Annotated in this window: 21 protein-coding genes and 1 tRNA gene; 15 read left to right on the forward strand and 7 right to left on the reverse strand. The window is 42.3% G+C overall.

The window, feature by feature from the left end:
• Window positions 1-44: 44 nt before the first annotated feature.
• From F597_RS0103020 to F597_RS0103030, 3 genes are all read right to left on the reverse strand, one after another.
• Window positions 45-1,136: an ROK family protein gene (locus tag F597_RS0103020; protein WP_019538233.1), complete on the reverse strand. Its 1,092-nt coding sequence runs from the start codon at window positions 1,134-1,136 to the stop codon at window positions 45-47.
• A 61-nt stretch (window positions 1,137-1,197) separates the two neighbouring features.
• On the reverse strand, window positions 1,198-2,358 hold the full coding sequence (locus F597_RS0103025) for an MFS transporter (protein ID WP_044059992.1): 1,161 nt from the start codon (window positions 2,356-2,358) through the stop codon (window positions 1,198-1,200).
• 11 nt (window positions 2,359-2,369) lie between these two features.
• Window positions 2,370-4,109 carry a class I mannose-6-phosphate isomerase gene (locus tag F597_RS0103030; protein WP_044060030.1) on the reverse strand — a complete coding sequence of 580 codons (1,740 nt, stop codon included), beginning with the start codon at window positions 4,107-4,109 and terminating at the stop codon, window positions 2,370-2,372.
• Between the two features lie 118 nt (window positions 4,110-4,227).
• On the opposite strand from F597_RS0103030, the gene F597_RS0103035 reads away from it, so the two are divergent.
• The 11 genes from F597_RS0103035 (at window position 4,228) to F597_RS0103090 (ending at window position 14,726) form a co-directional block, all read left to right on the forward strand.
• A complete protein-coding gene (locus F597_RS0103035) occupies window positions 4,228-4,950 on the forward strand; it encodes a GntR family transcriptional regulator (RefSeq protein WP_019538236.1) in 723 nt (240 codons plus the stop codon).
• Window positions 4,951-5,244: 294 nt separating this feature from the next.
• Window positions 5,245-6,186 (forward strand): ABC transporter permease, encoded by a 942-nt coding sequence (locus F597_RS0103045; RefSeq protein WP_019538238.1) that lies wholly within the window; start codon window positions 5,245-5,247, stop codon window positions 6,184-6,186.
• The gene (locus F597_RS0103050; protein WP_019538239.1) at window positions 6,183-7,133 is read left to right on the forward strand and encodes an iron chelate uptake ABC transporter family permease subunit; all 951 of its coding nucleotides are present in this window, start codon (window positions 6,183-6,185) and stop codon (window positions 7,131-7,133) included. Before F597_RS0103045 ends, F597_RS0103050 begins: the two co-directional genes overlap by 4 nt.
• On the forward strand, window positions 7,130-7,888 hold the full coding sequence (locus F597_RS0103055) for an iron ABC transporter ATP-binding protein (protein ID WP_019538240.1): 759 nt from the start codon (window positions 7,130-7,132) through the stop codon (window positions 7,886-7,888). Before F597_RS0103050 ends, F597_RS0103055 begins: the two co-directional genes overlap by 4 nt.
• 150 nt (window positions 7,889-8,038) lie before the next feature.
• Window positions 8,039-8,968 carry a siderophore ABC transporter substrate-binding protein gene (locus tag F597_RS0103060; RefSeq protein ID WP_019538241.1) on the forward strand — a complete coding sequence of 310 codons (930 nt, stop codon included), beginning with the start codon at window positions 8,039-8,041 and terminating at the stop codon, window positions 8,966-8,968.
• 10 nt (window positions 8,969-8,978) lie between these two features.
• Window positions 8,979-9,395: an EamA family transporter gene (locus tag F597_RS0103065; RefSeq protein WP_019538242.1), complete on the forward strand. Its 417-nt coding sequence runs from the start codon at window positions 8,979-8,981 to the stop codon at window positions 9,393-9,395.
• Between the two features lie 113 nt (window positions 9,396-9,508).
• On the forward strand, window positions 9,509-11,599 hold the full coding sequence (locus tag F597_RS0103070) for an alpha-L-fucosidase (protein WP_026327064.1): 2,091 nt from the start codon (window positions 9,509-9,511) through the stop codon (window positions 11,597-11,599).
• 279 nt (window positions 11,600-11,878) lie between these two features.
• Entirely contained in the window at window positions 11,879-12,235 is a 357-nt protein-coding gene (locus F597_RS0103075) for an arsenate reductase family protein (protein WP_019538245.1), read from the forward strand.
• Window positions 12,232-13,272: a tRNA dihydrouridine synthase DusB gene (gene dusB, locus F597_RS20040; protein WP_019538246.1), complete on the forward strand. Its 1,041-nt coding sequence runs from the start codon at window positions 12,232-12,234 to the stop codon at window positions 13,270-13,272. Before F597_RS0103075 ends, dusB begins: the two co-directional genes overlap by 4 nt.
• A 153-nt stretch (window positions 13,273-13,425) precedes the next feature.
• On the forward strand, window positions 13,426-14,208 hold the full coding sequence (locus tag F597_RS0103085; RefSeq protein WP_019538247.1) for a class I SAM-dependent methyltransferase: 783 nt from the start codon (window positions 13,426-13,428) through the stop codon (window positions 14,206-14,208).
• A gap of 158 nt (window positions 14,209-14,366) precedes the next feature.
• Complete coding sequence (locus F597_RS0103090) at window positions 14,367-14,726, forward strand: hypothetical protein (RefSeq protein ID WP_019538248.1); 360 nt, start codon at window positions 14,367-14,369, stop codon at window positions 14,724-14,726.
• A 65-nt stretch (window positions 14,727-14,791) separates the two neighbouring features.
• Here F597_RS0103090 and F597_RS0103095 read toward each other — a convergent pair whose 3' ends face one another.
• From F597_RS0103095 to F597_RS0103110, 4 genes are all read right to left on the reverse strand, one after another.
• Complete coding sequence (locus F597_RS0103095) at window positions 14,792-16,543, reverse strand: S41 family peptidase (RefSeq protein WP_019538249.1); 1,752 nt, start codon at window positions 16,541-16,543, stop codon at window positions 14,792-14,794.
• Between the two features lie 77 nt (window positions 16,544-16,620).
• Complete coding sequence (locus F597_RS0103100) at window positions 16,621-17,229, reverse strand: L-threonylcarbamoyladenylate synthase (protein WP_026327065.1); 609 nt, start codon at window positions 17,227-17,229, stop codon at window positions 16,621-16,623.
• 214 nt (window positions 17,230-17,443) lie between these two features.
• Window positions 17,444-18,301, reverse strand: coding sequence for an enoyl-ACP reductase FabI (locus F597_RS0103105; RefSeq protein ID WP_019538251.1), 858 nt, complete (start codon window positions 18,299-18,301; stop codon window positions 17,444-17,446).
• 382 nt (window positions 18,302-18,683) lie between these two features.
• A complete protein-coding gene (locus tag F597_RS0103110; RefSeq protein ID WP_019538252.1) occupies window positions 18,684-19,370 on the reverse strand; it encodes an MIP family channel protein in 687 nt (228 codons plus the stop codon).
• 261 nt (window positions 19,371-19,631) lie between these two features.
• Here F597_RS0103110 and F597_RS0103115 point away from each other — a divergent pair, with 261 nt between their 5' ends.
• The 4 genes from F597_RS0103115 to F597_RS0103130 all read left to right on the forward strand — a co-directional run bounded on the left by F597_RS0103115 (window position 19,632) and on the right by F597_RS0103130 (window position 23,058).
• The gene (locus F597_RS0103115; protein ID WP_245541981.1) at window positions 19,632-20,414 is read left to right on the forward strand and encodes an MBL fold metallo-hydrolase; all 783 of its coding nucleotides are present in this window, start codon (window positions 19,632-19,634) and stop codon (window positions 20,412-20,414) included.
• A 28-nt stretch (window positions 20,415-20,442) separates the two neighbouring features.
• The gene (locus F597_RS0103120; protein ID WP_019538254.1) at window positions 20,443-20,823 is read left to right on the forward strand and encodes a VOC family protein; all 381 of its coding nucleotides are present in this window, start codon (window positions 20,443-20,445) and stop codon (window positions 20,821-20,823) included.
• Between the two features lie 10 nt (window positions 20,824-20,833).
• Entirely contained in the window at window positions 20,834-22,687 is a 1,854-nt protein-coding gene (locus tag F597_RS0103125; RefSeq protein WP_019538255.1) for a 4-hydroxy-3-methylbut-2-en-1-yl diphosphate synthase, read from the forward strand.
• 297 nt (window positions 22,688-22,984) lie between these two features.
• Window positions 22,985-23,058: transfer RNA gene (locus tag F597_RS0103130), tRNA-Ile, on the forward strand.
• Window positions 23,059-23,121: the final 63 nt, after the last annotated feature.

The following is a 23,121-nucleotide window of genomic DNA, read 5'->3' on the forward strand; positions in this document are numbered from 1 at the left end:
CAATCTTTCCTGCTGCTCATTTACATGCAGGAATATCAAATACTTCAGGATAGCTGGTTCAGTGCAAAATTATATGCCCCGATGGCAATGGCTTTGCTTGTTCCCAGCATGCTTGTCCATACACCGATCTTTTTTACCGAATGATATGTTGCGGTTTTGTTACTCTCGGGAATGGTTACGATTTCAGATTCATTATTCAGGAAGAGCGCTTTTTCGTTTTCATCTTCCAGATTATAGGCTTTCATTTGCAACCGGGGAAAAATATCCCCTTTGACAGTTTTTCTGACCCCGTTCATTTCTTTGATCATTGCGGGGAGTATATATTTATGCGCGTTCGCGATCCCTCCGCCAATGACAACTAATCCATCCACAATATTCAGCGATTCGGAAATGGTGAAGCCGGCAATTTCTCCGAGTCTTTCAAAACTTTTTATGGCGGCTTCCCTGTTGCCTGTTTTTGTTCCCTCGGCAATCTCAAATATTTCTTTAGGAGAAATATCTGATTCATCTCCCGACAATTCACGGTATTCCCGTTTCACAGCGCGGATACTTACACCCTCTTCGGCGAGAAGATGGTGATCGTATTTATTCGCCGATATCCAGACATCACCTCCGCAACCATTGTCTCCCGTTAAAAGCCTGTTATCTATTACCACACCGCCACCAAAGCCTGTACCAAGCGTCACGGCGAGCAGGTTACGGTATCGCTTGGGATTTCCGGCAGCTTCTAACTGTTTGTTGATCTCGGGTAATGCACCTGCAAGGGCTTCGCCATAGGCGAAGAGGTTACCGTCGTTATTGATAAAGACTGGCAATCCGAATTTTTCTTTCAAGTAGGGACCCAATGCGACACCTCCCCTGAAAGCCGGAAAATTGGGTAAATCTCCGATAATGCCGTTTTCGTAATCAGCTGGACCCGGAAATGCAAAACTAATAGCTATAGGATCACTCTTTAAGTGCTTTATTACTTCTTTGAATCCCGTAACAATAGAATTCAAACATTTATGTAAATCGTCTGGATATGCCGGAAAATCTACCGGATCGACGACCTCTTTATTATCTTTTATGGCCGAAAACACAAAATTGGTTCCTCCCGCGTCGAGTGTTAATACGGCTCCTTTCTCTCTATTGTACATTTTCTTTGAAAGTATTTGTAGAATATAAGATGCGCCTCGGGCAAGCTTAAGCAAGCTTAGCTTACCTCTCGGCTTTCATTATATTTGTGAGTAATAGATTTATAATCAAACAAAAAAGTAATACGGATAAGGCAGCCGATAATCCGAAGTTGTCATTTATCAACCCCTGGAGAGGTAAAATAACGGCTCCACCCGAAACACCCATGATCATAAGTGCCGAGATCTCGTTGGAACGTTGCTGATCTTTTTGCAACGCAAATGAGAAAACGATTGAAAAAACATTGGCACAAGTAAATCCTATAATGAATATAAGAATCAGTGAAAACCAAATATCTTGGACGAACATCAAAGCAATAAAAGCAACAATAGCCATAATGAGCGATAACCTTAAAAAACGAAGAGGTGGAAATTTTAAAAGGAGTAGGGTGCCGATGAAAGCGCCCGTAGTTTTTGCTGCAAAATATACACTGCTGCCCAGTCCTGCACGGCTTAGTTCCAACCCCATCCGCTTCATTAGTAATTCGGGAGCCGAAGTGTTTATTCCCACATCGAGGCCGACAATAAATAGAATGATTAGAAAACAGTACAAAATATATTTATCCTTCAAAAGAGTCAATACACTTTTAAAGCTACTCTGTCTGTTTTCGAATCCCTGTTCTTCTGTTTTTGAGAATAGCAACAGTAAAACTGAAAATAAAGAGGTAATGGAAAAGATAACGAAAGTCATTTTCCAATCGGAGAAATAGTTGGCAGCTACTCCTGCAATAATCGGTCCCGACAGGGAAGAGATGGCTTTGATAAACTGGCCGGCAGTCAGCACACTTGCTGTTTTCTCTTTTGTAAACATCGCAGCCACCAATGGGTTAAGTGAAACCTGCAGAATGGTATTACTGATACCAAGTAATGCAAAGGCTGTCAAAACTGTAGGGAAAGTGTAACTGATAAACGGTATGATCATTGCCACGGTAGTGATGGCAAGCGAGAGCAACACCGTTTTTTTCTTGCCGATCCGTCCCATCAGTATCCCGGCCGGAATGGAAAAAACTGCAAACCATACGAATACCATCATAGGAATGGTATTGGCAAGCGTGCTTGATAAATCAAAATCGACCTTGACATAATTGGTGGCAATACCCACTATATCCACAAATCCCATGATAAAGAAGCCAAAGAATACGGCTATTTTAGGAACCCACCCTGATTTTGCATTATCATCGTTCATCTTGTTATTATTTAAAATCTCACTTTTGCTTTGATAGTTACGCATTTCTGACCTGCCGACTTACCATGGGGCCTGATGGTATACTCTCCTACAGAAGCCGGAACGATAAATGTCTCGGCATAATGCACAATAAAAGGTTCAAAATTGTTATCCGGACTTTCCACGATGATCTCATCACCTTCTACCAGATTCAATACATTGACCGAATTGTTGGTCAAATGTCGCACTGATCCTGTAAAGGTGTGTCTCCTCGTTTCTATAAACTCGGTTGGATGCAAACCGGTTTTTTCTTCTACCCATCCGTCACCCCGTGCTATCTCTTTAAACTGATTTACCAATTGGGATGTGACGTAGTCGGCATCCCTGTCCCATTGAACGACCTGTTTTCCTCTTTCTATATTGATGGGTCTTGGTTTTCCATCCAATCCCAGTCTATCCCAATCCCATAGTTTGAAAGTAAATAGGTTAGGAGTAGCGCTGATCTCAAGTACTAACGAGTTTTTACCTGAACAGTGGATCGTTCCGGCGGGAATCAAAAAATGATCATGCTTTTTTGCAGGAATACTGTGGATGTACTTTTTATCATCGAAACTTAAATTGGAATCACTATTCGTATTCTCCAGATCATTAATCAGGGCCTTTCTGTCAATTCCTGTTTTCACTCCCAGATAAACCACCGCATCTTCTTTTGCGTCGATCATATAATAACTTTCGTCCTGCGTGTAGGGCAATCCGAAGTTATCTCTCGCAAACTGGGTAGTAGGATGTACCTGAAGGCTTAGGTTTCCTCCATCCATTGTATCAAGGAGATCAAAACGGATGGGAAAATCCTGACCGAACCTCGCTTCAACCGGTTCACCTAATATCTCCTTGCTTTTCAAATATACCAGGTTGACCGATGGCATTTCAAAAGTCTCTCCACCAATCTCTAATAGTAAACTGTTTTCTTCTGGAACGCAATCGAAACACCAACCAAAATTAGTTACTGATTTGTCCAACCCGCAGACCTCTTTCATCCATTGTCCACCCCATGGTGCCGGATCAAAGAACGGAACTACCCTGAATGGTTTATGTGCCGTTTTTTCAATACCTGCCAAAAATGTTTGTTTGTCGATAAGTTTTGGCTCTTTTCCGGTGGTATCCAGCCAATAGTCTGTTTGCTGATATAATATTTTTTTGTGCTTGTCCAATACCCGCCAATCATTAAAATAACCCCGTTTGTATTGAAGAGAGAAAGCCTCATTTTTGTTATCAACCCCTAAACCCCTGACTTCGTTTTTTCGCATCCTCTGTTGTATTTCCCAACGGGGCATATCGGCATAAACCAGCATATCCGCTTTTACGATGCATGAACTTCCATAACCGAATAGGATGACATTCCCATTTTTTTGTGCGGATTTTATTTCCTGACGGACAGTGGATATTTTCTCTTCATCCAAATAATCATAGATGGATAAATTGCTCAGATAGCCGAACAGAACATCTTCTTTCATAAAGTTTTCTGTTATCCGGAGAATTTCATCTTCGGCTTTGAAAAGTCTGGCAGTATCCACAAATAATGTGTGTGGGATATTTTTAAAATAAGAAATGAGTTGTTCGTAGTAAACGCCGGTATAGCACTCGATCGCGATGATATGGGCACCGGTCTCCGGAGTGAGTTGGTTTAGAATATTTTTCCAGCCTTTAATGAGAGTTCCATTTTCAATGGAGGTGGCAGGATATTTATCATACTTAGACTTGTTTTTTTGCATATGGTTGAACATGTTTTATATTTGTTTGAACATATAAATGCGGCAAATGTATAAAAGAAAATAAATAATACCAAATTATTTTGAATATTTTTTTATTTTTCATTTCTTTGCCGGAAAAATGGGTTATAACAAACTACCTCTGCACAAACAAGCTGAGCTCTATCTCAGGAGATTGATAGAGCAGGATGAATTCAGGGATGGTAAACTGCTTCCTAACGAGGTTGAATTGTCTGAACAATTGGAAATGTCCAGAAATACTTTGCGACAAGCCATCAATACGCTTGTCAGTGAAGGGCTCCTTATTCGTAAAAGAGGTGTAGGTACAAGGGTTGCGGAGAAAAATATTTACAGTGAAGCGACTAATTGGTTAAGTTTTTCGCAGGAGATGAAAGTTTTAGGTGTAGAAATTGAAAACTTTGAACTCCATATAAGCAAGCAGATACCCGGTGAGGAAGCAAGATCCTTTTTCTCAATTCCGGAAAACATTAAAGTGTTGCGCATAGAGAGGCTGAGGGGAAAAGTCAATTTTCCGTTTGTCTATTTTGTCTCTGAATTCAATCCTGAAATCCCTTTAAACGGAACGGAAAATTTTAACAGGCCGCTTTATGAGATCCTAAGAAATGATTATAACATTATAGTAAAAACGTCAAAGGAAGAAATAAGTGCAGCACCTGCCAATAATTTTATTGCGTCAAAATTAGAGATCGAGACCGGTGATCCCATATTAATCCGGAAAAGGGCAGTAAGTGATGCAAACGGACTGCCTATAGAGTATAATATCGGTTGGTATCGTGCAGATTCATTCACCTACAAAATAGAATCCGTCCGCAACAGTATATAGCATATAATTTATTGATTATAATTTGAGGATTTTAATATCGAAATATTATTACGAAAATCACTGTAGACAGCTTTTCGATCGACCTTAAATTTCTTCTTATCCTATATAATGGGTAGTAAAAGGGAGGTAAAAGATGAAATAATACTCATTTATTGCTATTGTAAGGAATAACGGCTGCTTGTACCTTTGTACCTTAATGAAGTCGGAAATCGGCTATTTATCGTTTTTCTATGGCAATCAAGTTGTGGAATGTGGGCGTGTGCGATTTTATGCCGATAATATAAAGGAGGTTATTTGAGAACACTTATTCTTACGCTTGTTTTACTTGTGTGTGCGGTGGTATCCCTCTTCGTGGGGGTGGCAGATATCTCTGTTGCCGATATATTTCATTGGAATGCGGAGAAGTTAGCACTGATCTCTATCAGTCGTATCCCCCGCACGGCTGCACTGATACTCGCCGGAGTAGGAATGAGCATATCCGGTTTGATCATGCAGCAGATGACACAGAATAAGTTTGTGGCTCCTACTACAGCCGGTACGCTCGAAGCAGCTAAAATGGGGTTGCTTATCTTTCTCATCTTTATTCCCACGGCAGGGTCGGCCATAAAAATGATATTGGCTTTCCTCTTTACGTTTGTTGCCAGCCTGATCTTTCTGGCTATCGTGCGGAAGATACGCTACCGCAACGTAGTGTTTGTCCCGTTGGTGGGATTAATGTTCGGAGGGATCATTGGTTCGATATCCACCTTTTTCGCTGTAAGACTGAACATCGTACAGGATACCAATGCCTGGATGATGGGTGATTTTTCGGGTATCCTGCAAGGGCGCTATGAACTGATTTATCTCAGCCTGCCTGCCATCATCATCACTTACCTCTACGCCAACAAGTTCACTGTCGTGGGGATGGGAGAGGATTTTTCCCGGAACCTGGGATTGAACTATACGGCGATCATGAATATCGGTCTTTTCTGCGTGTCGCTCACCGTAAGTGCCGTAGTGATTACTGCTGGTGCAATTCCTTTTCTGGGGCTGATTGTTCCCAATGTAGTGAGTCTTCTCTTTGGAGATAACCTGAAGAAAACATTGCCTCTGGTTGCCTTGTCGGGAGCTATTTTCCTTCTGTTATGCGATATTGCCGGCCGGGTGGTGATATATCCCTACGAAGTACCTATCGGGGTGACGGTAAGTATTATCGGGGCAATCATTTTTCTCATACTGATAATAAGGAAGAGATGAAGGGGATAAAAAAGAATTTTCTGATCACGATCCTGTTGTTGTTGGCAGCGGCTGCCCTCTTCCTTTTCTATGATATGGGGAGTAATTGGGAGTTTTCCCTGCGTCTACGAGGTGTAAAAGTACTGGCTATCCTGGTTGTCTCCTGCTGTGTGGCTTACTCCTCCGTCGCTTTCCAGACGCTTACCAACAACCGGATACTCACCCCTTCCATCATGGGATTTGAATCGGTCTACCTGTTGATCCAGACCGTGATCGTGTTTATCTATGGTGATTTGACATTCCAGGTACTCAGTAATTTAGATAATTTCTTCCTGTCGGTATTGGGGATGATTGGATTTGCCTTTTTACTATATATATTAATATACAGGAAGGGAAAAGACAATCTCTATTTATTACTGCTTGTCGGGATTATACTGGGTACCCTGTTCAATAGTCTTAGTTCGTTTATGCAGTTGCTGATTGACCCGAGCGATTATTTTATCGTACAGGGTAAGATGTTTGCTACTTTCAACAAGATCAACCGTGATCTGTTATGGCCCTCGGCGGGAGTATTAGTCGTGCTTCTGGTTGTCGGTTTTCGGACGACCAAATATCTGGATGTGTTGGCGTTGGGCAGGGATCAGGCAATTAACCTGGGACTGAATTATAACCGTACGGTACAACTCTTCCTGATAATTATTGCTATACTGGTGTCAGTTTCCACTGCTCTGGTCGGCCCTATCACTTTCCTGGGCCTGCTGGTGACCAATCTCACCTATGAGTTATTTAAGACACACCGGCATAGTGTAATTATTGCTGCCTGTTGTCTGGTTACTGCCGTCACCTTGTTGGGTGGGCAATTTGTAATGGAGCGGCTCTTTCATCTCTCTATCCCGGTAAGTGCTATTATCAATCTTGTGGGGGGATTGTATTTTATGTTTTTATTGTTACGAGTAAGAAAACTATGATTGAAGTAAAAAATATATCAAAACAATATGGCAGGAAGATTGTGTTGGATGGTGTCGACTTGCAGTTTCCCATAGGAAAGATTACCTCTTTAATCGGGAGTAACGGTGCAGGAAAAAGTACCCTGCTATCCATTGTAAGTCGTTTGCTGGCGCAAGACGGCGGTGTGGTGACGGTAGATGGAAAGAATGTGTCTGATTATAAGAATAAGGTATTGGCACAACGACTTTCTATTCTGAAACAATCCAACCATATACGGCTGAAGCTGACCGTGCGGGAGTTAGTATCGTTCGGCCGGTTTCCCTATTCGCAGGATAAGCTGACCGATGAAGACAATGAAAAAGTAGACAGGGCGATCCGTTTTTTGGATCTGAAAGATATTGAAAATGCCTATATCGATGAATTGAGTGGTGGACAAAAACAGAGGGCTTATATGGCGATGGTGGTGGCACAGGATACGGAGTATGTGTTGCTCGACGAACCGTTGAACAACCTGGATATGAGACATTCGGTACAAACAATGAAGACTTTGCGCAGGCTGGCAGATGAATGGAATAAAACCATTATTATCGTGTTGCATGATATCAATTTTGCATCTCATTATTCCGATTATATTGTTGCCCTGAAAGATGGTAAAGTGAAATATTGTGATACTACTGACAACATTATCAATGAAAAAGTGTTGGAAGATGTGTTCGACATCGCGATCAATGTATCGGAGTTTAATCAGAAAAAAGTCTGTAATTATTTTATGTAAAATTCAAGAACCAAGAGCCAGGAACCAAGAGTCAAGACTTGGGATTTCGGATGTAGGAAATTATTCTTCACTTCTTGAACTTCTAACTTCTTAGTTCTAATTTCTCAATCATCAAATTATCAAATTAATCAATCAACAAATCAAAGAGGTATGAAAACAAAAATATTCCTTTTCGCATTGGGTGTAATCATCGCCCTGTCCGGTTGTACCGGTAATCAACAACAAAGAGAGACAAAAGGAGAGACTGTTACAGTAACTCATACTTTAGGTACGGTAGAAGTCCCAGTGAATCCGCAGCGGGTTGTAGCGCTTGATTTTTCCGCGCTGGAGAATCTCGATTATCTGGGTGTGAAACCTGTGGCCATTCCCAAATCAGGAGTACCGAGGCACTTGAGCAAATATAAAGACGACCCTTCCATAGTAGATGTAGGAACCGTAGTGGAAGTCAATCTGGAGAAAATCAATGAACTGCAGCCTGACCTGATCATTATCGGAGGGAGGTTAGCCGACTTTTATAACGACCTCTCCGCCATCGCTCCGGTAATCTATCCTACTGTAATGGGAACCACCGATTTTCTTGGTGCATTTAAATCCAATCTGGACGACCTGGGGCGGATTTTCGACAAACAGGATGAGATAGACCGGGCATATGCAGAAATCGAAATGAAGGTTGGGGAAGTGAAAGCAAAAGTGGAAGCTTCGGATGACAGGGCGCTTATCCTGCTACATAACAGAGGTCGGTTCAGCGCTTATGGCAGCGGCTCACGTTTCGGTATCATCCATGATGTATTGGGTTTTCAGGAAGCAGAAAAAGGGTTGGGAACCCATGTTCACGGAAACCCCGTATCGAGCGAATTTATCCAGAAGGCCAATCCCGATATTATCTTTATCGTTGATCGGAGTATGGTGGTTGGCAATGCCGTCATGGACAAAGAAGAGGTGGAAAATAAGCTTGTGAGGCAGACCAATGCCGCTCAAAACGGAAAGATCTTCTATCTGAATCCCGAGGTATGGTATCTTGCCGGAGGCGGAATCGCATCTGTGAATATGATGATAGACGAGGTATCAAAAGCACTCTAAAATAAAAGACATGTGGTGGGTGTATGCTCTCCTTTCAGCCTTATTCGCTGCGCTTACGGCAATCTTTGCCAAGGTAGGCGTGGCGAATATCAATTCCAATCTCGCGACCGGGATCCGGACTATTGTTATCCTGATCATGATCTGGCTAATCGTTTTCAGTCGGGGTGAAACGAAGGGGATCCATATCCTATCATGGCAGAATATTGTTTTTCTTGTTATATCGGGAGTAGCTACCGGCCTCTCGTGGATATTCTATTTCAAAGCGTTACAACTAGGTAATGTTACTCAGGTAGCCATGTTAGATAGACTTAGTATCGTTCTGACAATCTTGCTGGCTGCTATCTTTCTGGGAGAAACTATTACCTTACGTACGTCCATCGCTGCGGTGTTGATCATATCCGGAACGTTATTGTTGGTAATAAAGTGAACGCTATAACATACTCTTCACCCCATTATAATGGGTGGAAGGTTGCATTTTAATCATTACCTTTGTACTAAACTGTCTTGATGCTCAATTCCGAAATTTAAGTTGATTATTGAATGAAACTGAAAATTGGCCTGATTCTTTGTTGCTGTGCTGTCTTGCTTTCTGCACAGGAAAAACCATCGCAGGAGTGGCTCGACCGTAAGTTCTCCATGTTTATTCATTTTGGGTTATATTCCGTGTATGGAGGTGTATATGAAGGCGAGCCCGTCACGCGGGGTTATAGTGAACAGATCCAATCGTTCGCAGGGATTTTCAGTGACTGGTATGGGAATACAGCCAACGGGTTTGATCCTGTCAATTGGAATCCCGACAGTATTGTGTCGCTTGCAAAAGAGGCAGGAATGGGATCAATCGTCTTCACATCCAAACATCACGACGGGTTTTGCATGTATCATTCTGCTCATACCGATTACAATATTGTGGATGCTACTCCTTACGGTAGGGATTTGATGAAAGAACTGGCCGAAGCCTGTGAACGGGGTGGGATTGCGTTTGGTGTCTATTTCTCGTTGATCGACTGGCACTTCCCTCAGGCTTATCCTATCTCAAGTCATAATGCTGACCCGCTGACGCCGGAGCATTATGCGTTCAACCTGAAGCAGGTAGAGGAGATTATGACGAATTACGGGCCTCTCTCCGAAATCTGGTTCGATATGGGTTCCCTTACGCCTGAGCAAAGTAAGGGATTGTATGAACTGGTCAACCGGTTGCAGCCGCAATGTATGATCAGTGGCCGTCTGGGGAATGATTATGTGGATTTTTCGGTGATGGGCGACAATGAATATCCCGATTATCAAATCGGTGTACCCTGGCAGACAGCTGCTTCCATATTCGATGAAACTTGGGGTTATCGTTCCTGGCAGGAAAGGGGTGAGGTGCAGCCGAAAGTAAGAGAAAAAATAGAAAGCCTTATCAAAGTGGTCAGCAGGGGAGGAAATTTCCTGCTCAATATCGGACCGAAGGGGGATGGGTCTGTGGTAGAGTTCGAACGTGAGGTCTTACTTGAAATTGGTAAATGGGCGATATTCAATAGTGAAGCTATCTATGGAACTCATCACAACCCGTTCCATCAACCGGTCGTCTGGGGTGATATCACTACGAAAGAAGGGAATTTGTTTGCCTTTGTGGAAAGAATGCCGGCGTCCGGCAAGATCGAACTATCCGGTTTCAATGGTAAGGTAAGCGGAGTGAACCTGTTGTCATCGGGAGATCTGCTGCCTTACTCACAAGAAAAAGAGCAGTTGGAGATCGATCTTTCTGCTGTTTCAGCCGGAAAAGCCATTCCCGTATTGAAGATTACGTTTGAGGATGGCTATAGTGTTATTCCCCCATTAGTAGTCACTAACGGGATATTAACTCCCCGAAATGCTGTTTGCCTCTTTGGTCATTCCAGCCTTAACTATTATGCCGGCTACAAGAGTATAATAGGTTATGATTGGATGCTCCGTTCGCGCAAATCATCCGTCTCGCCGCAAATTACTTTTACAGACAATGAGAAAGGAAGGAAAATTGAGTTGGAGATTGATGGCCGGAAACAATCGGTCACTTTGGAAGCAGATACATCCGAAACGGCCAGACTTTCCCGGAGCAGTGTGAAATGGGGTAATTTGTACAGAAAACCGGGTAGAGGTGTATTCGGTAATGTGGAAGAAGAGGGTATACCGTGGGTGGATGTAAATGCCGCCGGCTCACGTTGGGTGGCAGTCGATGATTTTCTTTACGGTGAGAGCCATACCGAGCATATCCTTCCGCGTGCAAGTGTGATCTTCCTGCAGGAATTGGAGTCGACACGCGAACAAACTGCAGCCGTGAAGATCGAAAGCGGCAATGCTGTTTATATCCTGCTGAATGGTGAATACATCACAGCTCATTTTTCTCCCGAGAGGATAAAGCAACAGGAAGAGATCGTGCTTTTACCACTGAAGAAAGGACGAAATCAACTTATAATTAAATATTATAACGGATTTGGGAAAGAATTTACTTATGGTATCACTCCGCTGAATGAGTGGATGGTATATACACGGAAACTTTCACCTGTCACATTGGGAAGAGGTGATAATCACCGGATTTCTATCCGCTCTGCCAATTCGTCTTCGAATGTTTCGCCGTTGCGTTTAAACAATATTAATCTGATCCTCCGCTAGATAGTTTTGGAATATCTGATTCTCCGAATTTTATAATTTGGTTCTCATTAATTATCTTTGTACATAGATAGATTCAAAATTCAAGATTCAAGATTTCATATTTGGGATTTTCGATATGGGATATAGGATTTGTGGTATGTTATCCACCGGTAATTAGTAATTATTAATTGGTAATTAATTACTTTCCCTCTTCCCAAACTTCTAAATTCTGAATTCTAAATTCCCAGTTCTGACTGCTTAAAATAAGTCTTGATTCCTGGTTATAAATAAAATAATAGAATGAAACCTCTTTTTTTACAATATCCCAAATGCGGCACTTGCCGTAAAGCTGCCAAATGGCTGGAAGAAAACAATGTGGATGTGACCTCAAGGCACATTGTAGAAGAGAATCCTACCCGCGAAGAACTTTCGCTGTGGATTGACAGAAGCGGTCTGCCTATCAGCCGTTTCTTCAATACATCGGGATTGGTTTACAAGGAGCAGAATTTGAAGGAAAAGGTAAAAACAGCCTCTCGTGATGAGTTACTCGGGATTCTGGCTTCCAATGGTATGGTAGTAAAACGTCCCATTATCGTGGCTGACGACTTTGTGCTGGTCGGCTTTAACGAAATAGAGTGGAAAGAAAAGTTAGGATGAAGATTGCTAATATAGAACTTCCGGATAATCCCGTTTTTCTCGCTCCTATGGAGGATGTAAGCGATATCGGGTTTCGGCTGCTGTGCAGGCAGTTTGGAGCCGATATGGTCTATACCGAGTTTATATCGAGTGATGCCCTTATCCGCGATATAAAGAAAACTAAGGAAAAAATCCTCTTTAGTGAAAAGGAGCGTCCTCTCGGGATACAGATTTATGGTAGTGATCCTGTAGCGATGGTGGAGGCCGCCAAAATCTGTGAAGATTCCGATCCTGATCTTATCGACATTAACTTTGGTTGTCCCGTAAAGAAGATAGCCGGTAAGGGAGCCGGTTCGGGGATGATGCGTACGCCTGATGTGATGCTTGATATCACCGCGAAGGTCGTCAAGGCGGTAAAGAAACCGGTATCGGTCAAAACCCGCTTAGGTTGGGATGACAATTCCAAAATTATTGTACAGTTAGCGGAACAGTTACAGGACTGTGGTATCGTGGCCCTGACCATTCATGGGCGCACCCGCTCGCAGATGTATAAGGGCGATGCCGACTGGACATTGATCCGCGAAGTGAAAAATAATCCACGTATGCATATTCCTATTATTGGGAATGGAGATGTGACTTCGGTAGAACAATGCCGGCAGCGGTTTGACGAGACAGGCGTGGATGCCGTGATGATTGGTCGCGGAAGCATTGGCGCATCCTGGATATTCAGGGAGTTAAAATATTATCTGCAGACCGGTGAACATCTTCCCAAAGAACCGTTCCATTGGTATCTGGATATCCTGAAGAAACAGGTGCTTGAAAGTGTGGAACGGATCGACGAAACACGGGGAATCCTCCATATGCGCCGACATCTGGCTGCTACGCCCCTTTTTAAAGGTATTCCCGATTTTAAAGCGACACGTATCGCTATGCTCCGTGCCAATACCCTCGCGGAATTATTTTCTATCCTGGATGAGATCCCGGAAAAATTTCAGGTGGATTTAAACAAACAGGATATACAGGAAGAGGCTATATTTGAAAAACCGGTTTTTTTGTGAAATTGCAGATCTATCATTGGGATTATACAAAAAATACCTTAGAAGTGCCAAGAAGAGTGTCAAATATTCCTATTTATAGGTATTGACTTTTTTGTTTGCAGCCCCTACTTTTGTAAATGGATATGATAATCAACCATTTAATATGTAGGTGTAATGGCTAAAACAGAGAAAAAATTAAACATAAAGCAGGGACACTGGATTCTTGCAAAGCTGGGGAAAAGAGTACTCCGTCCCGGAGGAATTGAACTGACCGATGAGATGATTGAGAGTTTGAATATCTCTCAGGAAGACGATGTTGTGGAATTTGCACCCGGATTAGGTTTAACTGCTCAGAAAACCTGCTCTTTCTCTCCGAAATCATATACGGCCGTAGAGATCAATGAAGAGGCAGCGGATATTGTCCGCAAAAGAGTGGAGTATGATAAGATGCGTCTTATAGTTGCAAATGCTATGGAGTCGACACTTCCTGACTCGAGTGCCGATAAGGTATATTGTGAAGCTATGCTCACTATGCAAAGCAACAGAAATAAGAGTGCTATCATTTCGGAAGCAGCAAGAATATTGCGCCGCGGCGGTTACTACGCCATACATGAAATATGCCTGATTCCCGACAATATCTCCGATACCCTAAAAAAAGAGATCTATCGTGCGCTGGCAGATACAATCCAGGTGAATGCACGTCCGGTCACTATTCCTGAATGGGAAGAATTGTTTGCAGAGGCTGGTCTGGAGGTGGTGAGCTATAGCATGAATAACATGCATTTGCTGGAACTTAAACGGATTATAAATGATGAGGGAGTGCCCAGAACAATAAAGATATTTTTTAATGTCCTAACACATCCTGCCATGCGTAAAAGGGTACTGGGTATGCGTCGTATATTCCGTAAATATGACAATAGCCTGAGGGCTGTAATCTTCCTGGCAAGAAAGGTGTAGTTAACGAAAACGTTCATATAGTTTAAACAGTTTCCTGTTTTAATTGTCTTAACAAGAAAGCGTATAGCTATGGAACGAATCGTGTTACAATAATAAGAAGTAAAATATTGAACAGACAAGCTTCATACAGCTTTCGTATTAAAATAAATCATGTCCCTATGAAAAGGAATTTAGTTTTGATCGTATTATTGGCAACGATTGGGGGAGGATATGCTCAACAGCCTTCTATTATTGAAAAGGTATTGATAAACAGTGTGGAAGAAAAAGTTTCCTCCATGCAGAAACTGATCGGATTTGATGATGTGCAGGCGCAACAACTCCGTCAAATGGAATTAAATTTTCTGCAGGAAATTAACAAAGCCGAAAATTGCTTTCTGTGTAACAAGCAAAGACGCATTGAAAAACTGAAACAAAAACGCGATGCGGAATTACAGAAAATCCTCGAGCGCGATCAATATATCAAATATGATGCAATCGAGAACGAAAGGATAAAGAAATACCCGTTATGGGCAAAATGATACAACAAAAAGAAAGAGGCCTGCAAAGCCTCTTTTCTATATTATTATATTTCTTCGTGTAATTTTCAGTTTCGTAATTGCTGAAGTTTTTGAAAATCTTCCGCTGTTAATTTTATATTATCCATGATTACAGGTTTACCTTCTTCGAGAGAATTAATAATCTCTTTACTAATTGTTGGAGTACTTCGCGTTGTTCGGGGTTGTACCGGCAGATAGCTTACATCTCCCGAAATCAAATACAAGGCTTGTCCCAATAGAACATCTTTGGTATCACCAAGGGGAGTCCAGTAATCAATGTAACCAAATCCTTCTTCTAATTTATGATCGGGAATTAAATATCCGGGATTGCTGAAATTTTTACTGTCCTTATTGGCATACATGGCTACGATGGGTTGCATAGCCCAGTTTTTCAGTTTGTTTTTTTCGGAGGATGAAAGCTTAGTTTCATCATATACTGGTATCCCGAATTCATCGTCGTATCCGTGAATAGTCCACGATGCTGTATATTTTCCGCCCGTATTACCTCCGATATGGACAACATTAATATACGGTTCTAAACAGAATGTGACAAGCTCTGAAGCGGAATAAGAACCGCCTGTAGCGATGATATAAACTGTGTTTAGATCTAGGTTTGCATTCAATGGGTTTTGATCTTTGGAGTTATCATAAACGCCTAAATATTCTTTTCTGTCATATTTATACTTATCTGCAGGCGCTGCTTCATTATACCATTTATCAAATGAGGTATTCAACAGATTGTTGTAATTCATTACTACAAAAGGAGATTTGTTTTCTACAGTAGTTTTTGGAGCTATCAAAGAAGCCAGATAAATAGCCGATGAAACAGCTCCCCCCGTATTATAGCGCAAATCTAATACCAAATCGGTAACGCCGGACTGTTTAAATTTATTGAAAACCTCATATAGACGATAATTATAGCTATCGTAGAAATCAGTATAAAAAAGATAACCGATTTTTTTATTGCCGATGGTGTAAATGTTGTCGTAAAGAACCGGATCTTTGTTGCTGTCATCAGGGGTGATGGTTACCTCTTTATCGGGAATGATCTGGTTTCCTGAAATTTTATAAGTGGAAAATGTGACGGTATTATTGCCATAGAGCAGACCGATTGATTGATCACTGATATAGACATTACCGCCCCTTTGCACAGTCGTAATAGGTTGCCCGTTCAGTTCTCCTATCCAATCGAGACGTTGTAAGCCTGCTCTCGCGGCTGGTGTATTGGGGTGTACGTATTTAATGATTGCAAACACATCATTACCGATCATGGTGAAACTCAAATCATATCCAAACGATAACGATTTGCCTTCAAATCCGGCTAAAAGGCCGTTCACATCATCTGTGATCCACGACCACCCTTTTTGGGTATCTGTGGAATGTAATATCTTATAGAAATAATTTTCCGGATCAACATCGGTAAGTTTTGGCTGTTTGTTTATTACGTCATCTGCCCAGAAATAGTAAGTGGACATCCCGTCATATACAAACTGAGAAACAGTATTTACCTCTTTTGAAATGGTTGCATCTCCGGAAATTGCTGCATCAGCCGCATATAGATAAGTTTTATCATCTAATGCATAACCTGCCGTCGGAGGATCTACCGTATTATCTATTACAGCCGGGTAGCTTTTTTCGCCCCCTTCACTATATTTTACTATGAACGAACGGGTTGCCGCGTCATAAGTAGCCGAAACAACATCTCCCAGAGCTCTGTCAGAAGTCTCTTTGGGATCGCAGGATGAGACCACAATTATCAATGTGGCGATAAGTGGAAAAATGAGAAATAATCGTTTCATAATTGTGGCTATTGTGCAATTATATTAAAATGTTAGACTACGAAAATAGAAAAGAGTTGGGTGCTCTTTGCCATTTTTTAGAAATTTAACGTTCCTTTGCCTTGTCGGATAATCTCCGGTTCGTCGGAAGTGCAGTCCACTACAGTAGAGGGTTCAATATCCCCAAAGCCGCCGTCGATCACGATATCAGCGATCTCTCCCCATTTTTCGTGGATCAATTCGGGGTCGGTAGTATATTCTATTTCATCATTTTCGTCTTTTACCGATGTGCTCAGTACCGGGTTGCCAAGTTGCGCTACGATCTCCCGGATGATATTATTGTCGGGCACACGGATCCCAACGGTCTTCTTGTTTTTGTAAATTTTGGGTAATGATGAGGTTGTAGGCAGGATGAATGTGAACGGACCGGGCAGATTTCGTTTCATCAGTTTGAAGACGGGAGTAGTTACCTTGGCATATTCACTGATTACACTCAAATCGTTACAGATGATCGATAGATTACTCTTCTGCGGATTGATTCCTTTCAATTCGCATATCTTCTCCACCGCACGCACATTCAGCGCATCACACCCCATACCGTAGAGGGTATCGGTAGGGTAAATCACGATGCCTCCGTCACGAAGTACCGAGATCACTTTTTCAATTTCCCGCGGATTGGGATTTTCGTTATATAATTTCACTATCATAACGTGCAAATATAGTGAAAGGTGAGTGCAGAGTGGCAAATTTATTTGCCGACTATGCCGAGCCGCATCCTATATTTTGCAAATATAGTGAAAGCCGAGAGAAAAGCCAAACTTGTTTGAATTTTTCCGAGGCGTATCCTATATTCTAAAAATGTATAAAAAAATAGCTTCAACCATAATGATCGAAGCTAATTTGTGTATAATTACCGGAATATTATCCGTAGTTCACATTCTCATCTTCGTTACGATTCTCATCCAGTCCGTTGCTGTATTGCTTCATTGCACGGAGGCTCATACCCATGCTTGAGAAACCTCCGTCGTTGTAGAGATTCTGCATGGTGACCTTGCGTGTAAGGTCGGAGAACATCACCACACAATAATCGGCACAATCGTCGGCATCGGCATTTCCCAGAGGAGCCATCCGTTCGGAGAAATCCATCAGGTCGGTCATCCCTTTTACACCGCTTCCGGCAGTGGTCATTGTGGGCGATTGCGAAATGGTATTCACTCGTACCTCTTTGTCACGACCATAGATGTATCCGAAACTACGGGTGATGGATTCAAGCAGCGCCTTGGCATCGGCCATGTCGTTATAACCATAAAAAACACGTTGTGCGGCTACGTAAGTGAGCGCGAGCATTGATCCACCCCGTTCGATGGCATCTAACTTACGGGCTACATGCAGCATCTTGTGAAAAGAGATAGCTGAGATATCGAGCGTTTTTGCCAGCATATCATAGTCGAGATCGTCATACGTCCTCTTTTTACGGACATTGGGCGACATGCCGATAGAATGGAGCACAAAATCGATTTTTCCACCCAATATTTCCATCGATTTGGAAAAGACCATCTCCAGGTCTTCTACATTGGTGGCATCTGCCGGAAGGATCTCAGCATTGAGTTTTTCTCCCAACTTGGCCGTATCTCCCATGCGGACTGCTACCGGAGTATTCGATAACGTGATGATAGCACCTTCTTCAACAGCTCTTTCGGCTACCTTCCAGGCGATAGACTGATCGTTCAATGCGCCGAAAATAATGCCTCTTTTTCCTTTTAATAAATTGTGACTCATAATTTTTTCAATTTTGATCTTCCTGATAAAAAATCTTTTTACCGGGACGTTTTCGTTAAGCTAATGGAGCAAAGAACAAACTTTGTTTGAACTATACCATAGCGGAAAAGCAACTAATGTAATTAATTTTTACTGTGATTAGTTTTCGAAAAACTGCGCAAATTTACAAAAAATGTGCAATAAGTAAACGTTCTATAAAGAAATAAGTTCTCGATACCAGCTTTATTTTCTGGGAAAAATAGAATGGAAAATGAAAGAATAGTACAGGGTAAAGCTCAATTCCGGATAAAAAGAAGATTATTTGCGGAAAAGAATCAATAAAGCGAGGGAAAATCATCCTAATATGATTTTCCCTCGCCTTTTAATTATTCGGATGCGCGAATTATGCCACTTTTACTGCATCATTCTCCACCGTGATTCCTTTCCAGACAATGGCGGCAATTGCCGCGCCGAGTAACGGAGCCACAATGAATAACCAGAGTTGACTCAATGCCGCACCTCCTTCAAAAATTGCCGGTCCTATACTACGGGCAGGATTTACTGAAGTTCCCGTGATAGGGATACAGACAATGTGTACCAACACCAATGCCAAACCTATGGCCAGGCCGGCAAATTTATTCAGACCATTCCTGGCCGTCACTCCCAGTACAACCAGTACAAAAATGAAAGTGAACGCCGTCTCGGCTACAAAGGCTACAGTCATCTGCCCTTCAGCAAAGCCATTCGCACCTGTCAGAGTGGTAGTGGAACCGGAATCTTTTGCAAGAAACCAGAGGATGGAAGAACCTAAAATAGCGCCAATTACCTGAAAGATCATATACATACCGGCATCTTTACTACTCATCCTGCCTGAGAGGAATACCCCCAGTGTAATAGCCGGATTGATATGACATCCCGAAATACTACCGATGGCATAAGCCATTGCCACTACCGAAAGGCCGAATGCAAACGCAACACCTAACGTACCTACAGAATCAAAAGGCTGGCCTGCACCTGCAAACACGGCTGCACCGCAGCCCATCAATACCAGTACCATCGTACCGATCATTTCTGCCAAATACTTCTTCATGATTTTTTGATATTTTAGTAAAACATACACTACTCTGCAAAGGAAGAAAATAATTTGTAATAATGTGCGAATCAGCAAGAAAATTGGGGATTGACTCCACACTTTTTCTTTTTCTATTGAGAGGTGTTACTTCTATTTCGGATATTGAGAAAATTAAATCCGAGAGAATTGAATAACTGATTATCCACAGACAGAAGACAATTCCCACTGCATTTTCTACTTCATCGAATATCCGGATTCACTGTTTTTACCAAATTTTATGTGAAACCCATTGAACATTTAGCCGGTCAGTTGTTATTAATGGTAAGAATTTCGGCTATGACAATCACCTATATATATCACAGTTGCTATCTGATTGAATTTAAAGAGTTTTCAATACTCTTCGATTATTATAAAGATGCACCCCGTAAAGATGGAACGGAATGGGTGAATGATTACCTTCTCAATAAGGAGGAGGAACTTTATGTACTGTGTTCGCATTCACATTACGATCATTTTAATCCGGAAATTCTTTCCTGGAAAAAACGGAAAAATAATATCCGCTATATTTTCTCCCGGGAATTGCTGGAGAGTGGAAGAACGGCTACAGGGGATGCTCTCTATCTCGAAAAAGAAGAGGTTTATCGCGATCAGCACCTTACAATAAAGGCGTTTGGATCAACTGATGCCGGTGGATCTTTTTTGGTTGAATACAATAACCGGCAATTTTTTCATGCCGGAGATCTGAATAACTGGCATTGGAGTGAAGAGGTTGGCACGGAAGAGGCACTTTCCTATGAAAATTATTTTTTATGTGAACTGGAATTATTGGCGGAGCAGACTAATCGTCTTTATTTGGCGATGTTTCCCGTTGATCTGCGCCTGGGAAGAGATTTTATGCGGGGTGCGGAACAATTTGTATCACGCATAAAAACCGATCTCTTCCTGCCTATGCATTTTGGAGAGAATTATGAGAAAGCAAATAGCTTCGGAGAGATTGCCGCCCTCTATGATTGCCAATATCTACCCTTATCGCATAAGGGACAATCGTTTACGTTTGAATAAAGGTTTTTAGAATCAAAAAAACAAGAATATGGAAATAAAAGCAAGATTCGACCACTATAATATCAATGTGTTCGATCTACAAAAAAGTATAGAATTTTATGACAAGGCATTGGGCCTGAAAGAAGTTCGCAGAAAAGAAGCATCAGACGGATCCTATATACTGCTCTATCTGGGAGACGGGGTGACGGGTTTTACACTTGAACTCACATGGCTTCGCGATTGGGACAGACCGTACAATATGGGGGACAATGAACAGCACCTGTGCCTCCGTGTGGAAGGGGACTACGACGAGACGAGGGCCTTCCATAAGGAAATGGGTTGTGTATGTTACGAAAATGATAAAATGGGACTTTATTTTATCATTGATCCCGACGGATATTGGATAGAAGTATTACCTTTGAAGAAGTAAATAGTAAAATATGGATTTTTTCAATTACAAACGCCGCTCTACCATCGATGTACATGTAGGAAATATCATTATGGGCGGAAATTATCCGGTTGTCGTGCAGACGATGACCAATACTAATACGCTCGATACCGAGGGTAGTGTTGCCCAATGTGAGCGCATCATTGCTGCCGGTGCCGACCTAATTCGTCTGACGACACAGGGTGTACGAGAGGCCAATAACTTACGAGAAATACACCAACAATTAAGAGATAAGGGATATACCACCCCCCTGTCGGCTGATATTCATTTTAATCCCCGTGCGGCAGAGGTGGCAGCCACTGTCGCAGAGAAAGTGCGTATCAATCCAGGTAATTTTGTGGATAAACAAAAGACTTTTGCCGAGTTGATATATACCGATGAGGAATATGCACAGGAACTGGAGAAAATACGTTCCAAAGTAGTCCCTTTTCTTCGTATCTGCAAGGAACATGGCACTGCTGTACGTATCGGTGTGAACCACGGTTCACTGTCGGACCGTATTATGAGTCGCTACGGCGATACCCCCGAAGGGATGGTAGAATCCTGTATGGAGTACTTGCGAATCGCTATAGATGAAGATTTTACCGATATAGTGATATCGATGAAAGCTTCCAATACATTACTGATGACCAAAGCGGTACGTTTATTGGTAGCCACTATGGACAGGGAGAATATCCATTTTCCGCTACACCTGGGAGTGACCGAAGCCGGCGACGGTGAGGACGGACGGATGAAGTCGGCCGTAGGTATCGGCGCTTTGTTGAGCGACGGGTTAGGGGATACTATCCGCGTTTCATTGAGTGAAGATCCTGAAGTGGAAGTACCTGTAGCCAGAAAATTAGTGGATTATGTAAACCTGAGAAAAGGGCATACACCCATAGAGGGCAGAATTTATCCCGGCTTTTCCCCCTACTCTACAGACCGGCGTGAAACGGATCCGGTCTGGAATATCGGTGGGGAACATTTGCCTGTGGTAATTTCTGACAGGAGTAAAATTGATGATATGTCGGTCAACCCACATTTCATCCCCGATTATATTTATGTAGGAAACCGTATGCCGGTTAATTTCCCGAAAGGAATGAAGTCTATTGTCGATTATCCCTATTGGGAAGAGAAAATAGATAATTTTCCGCTCTTTACGATCGGCTCTCTCGATAAAATAAGGGGCTGCAATGCAGAAGTAAAGTTCCTGCGACTCTCTTATCTCGAATTCTCGGACGAAGTGATCGCTTTCCTGAAAGAGACGCCCAAAATAGCGGTGATCCTTACTACTGCTCATCAGAACGGAGTAGGTGAGCAGAGGGCATTCTTCCACGCGTTGTTGAACGCCGATTGCCATGTGCCGGTAATCCTTCAGCGGAGTTATGTCGAAGATGAAGCTGAAGATATTCAGATCAAAGGCGGTGTGGATTTCGGTACTGTTCTCCTCGATGGGTTTGGTAATGGAATTATGGCGAGTAACCAGGGACAGATAGCTATTACTGATCTCGACGCTTATGCATTTGGTATTTTGCAGGCAGCACGTGTGCGGACAAGCAAGACCGAATTTATCTCCTGTCCCAGTTGCGGAAGGACGTTATTCGACCTGCAGACTACAGTCGCCCTGGTAAAGCAACACTTCTCCCATCTCAAGCATCTGAAAATAGGGGTGATGGGTTGTATTGTGAATGGTCCCGGTGAGATGGCCGATGCAGATTACGGGTATGTAGGTGCAGAACATGGAAAGATTTCACTCTATCGGAAGAAACAACTGGTAGAGAAAAATATTCCTCAGGCCGAGGCTGTAGAACGTTTGATCCAACTGATCAAAGATCACGGCGACTGGATTGAACCGGAAAAGAATTGATTATAGTGACTATTTCGCAACTAAAGCGTTCGTCTGACAATGTTTTGTGACCCATTTTAACTCTCACTCGCTAAAAGAGTAGAACTCGCTTCACTCAGACAGCTACTCTTTTTACGCTCCTTTCGAGTTATGGGCGCCCCACAAACATTTGTAGGTCTCGCTTTAGTTGCAATCGTATTGCATGCTAACCAATAACGACTAAAAAAGATAAAATGATTATTGTGATTTCTTTTGGAAAATTCCGAAAAAAGCAGTAATATTGCACCCGCTTTCGGTGAAACTAAAAGCTGAAAGAGAGGTCCCATAGCTCAGTTGGTTAGAGCACCTGACTCATAATCAGGGAGTCCTTGGTTCAAGCCCAAGTGGGACCACTTTCTTCTTCAGAAAAGAGTTACTTTTAAAGGTAGCTCTTTTTCATTATTCTCGGGTTATAA

It is taken from the genome of Proteiniphilum acetatigenes DSM 18083 (genome assembly GCF_000380985.1).
GTDB classification, from domain to species: Bacteria; Bacteroidota; Bacteroidia; order Bacteroidales; family Dysgonomonadaceae; genus Proteiniphilum; species Proteiniphilum acetatigenes.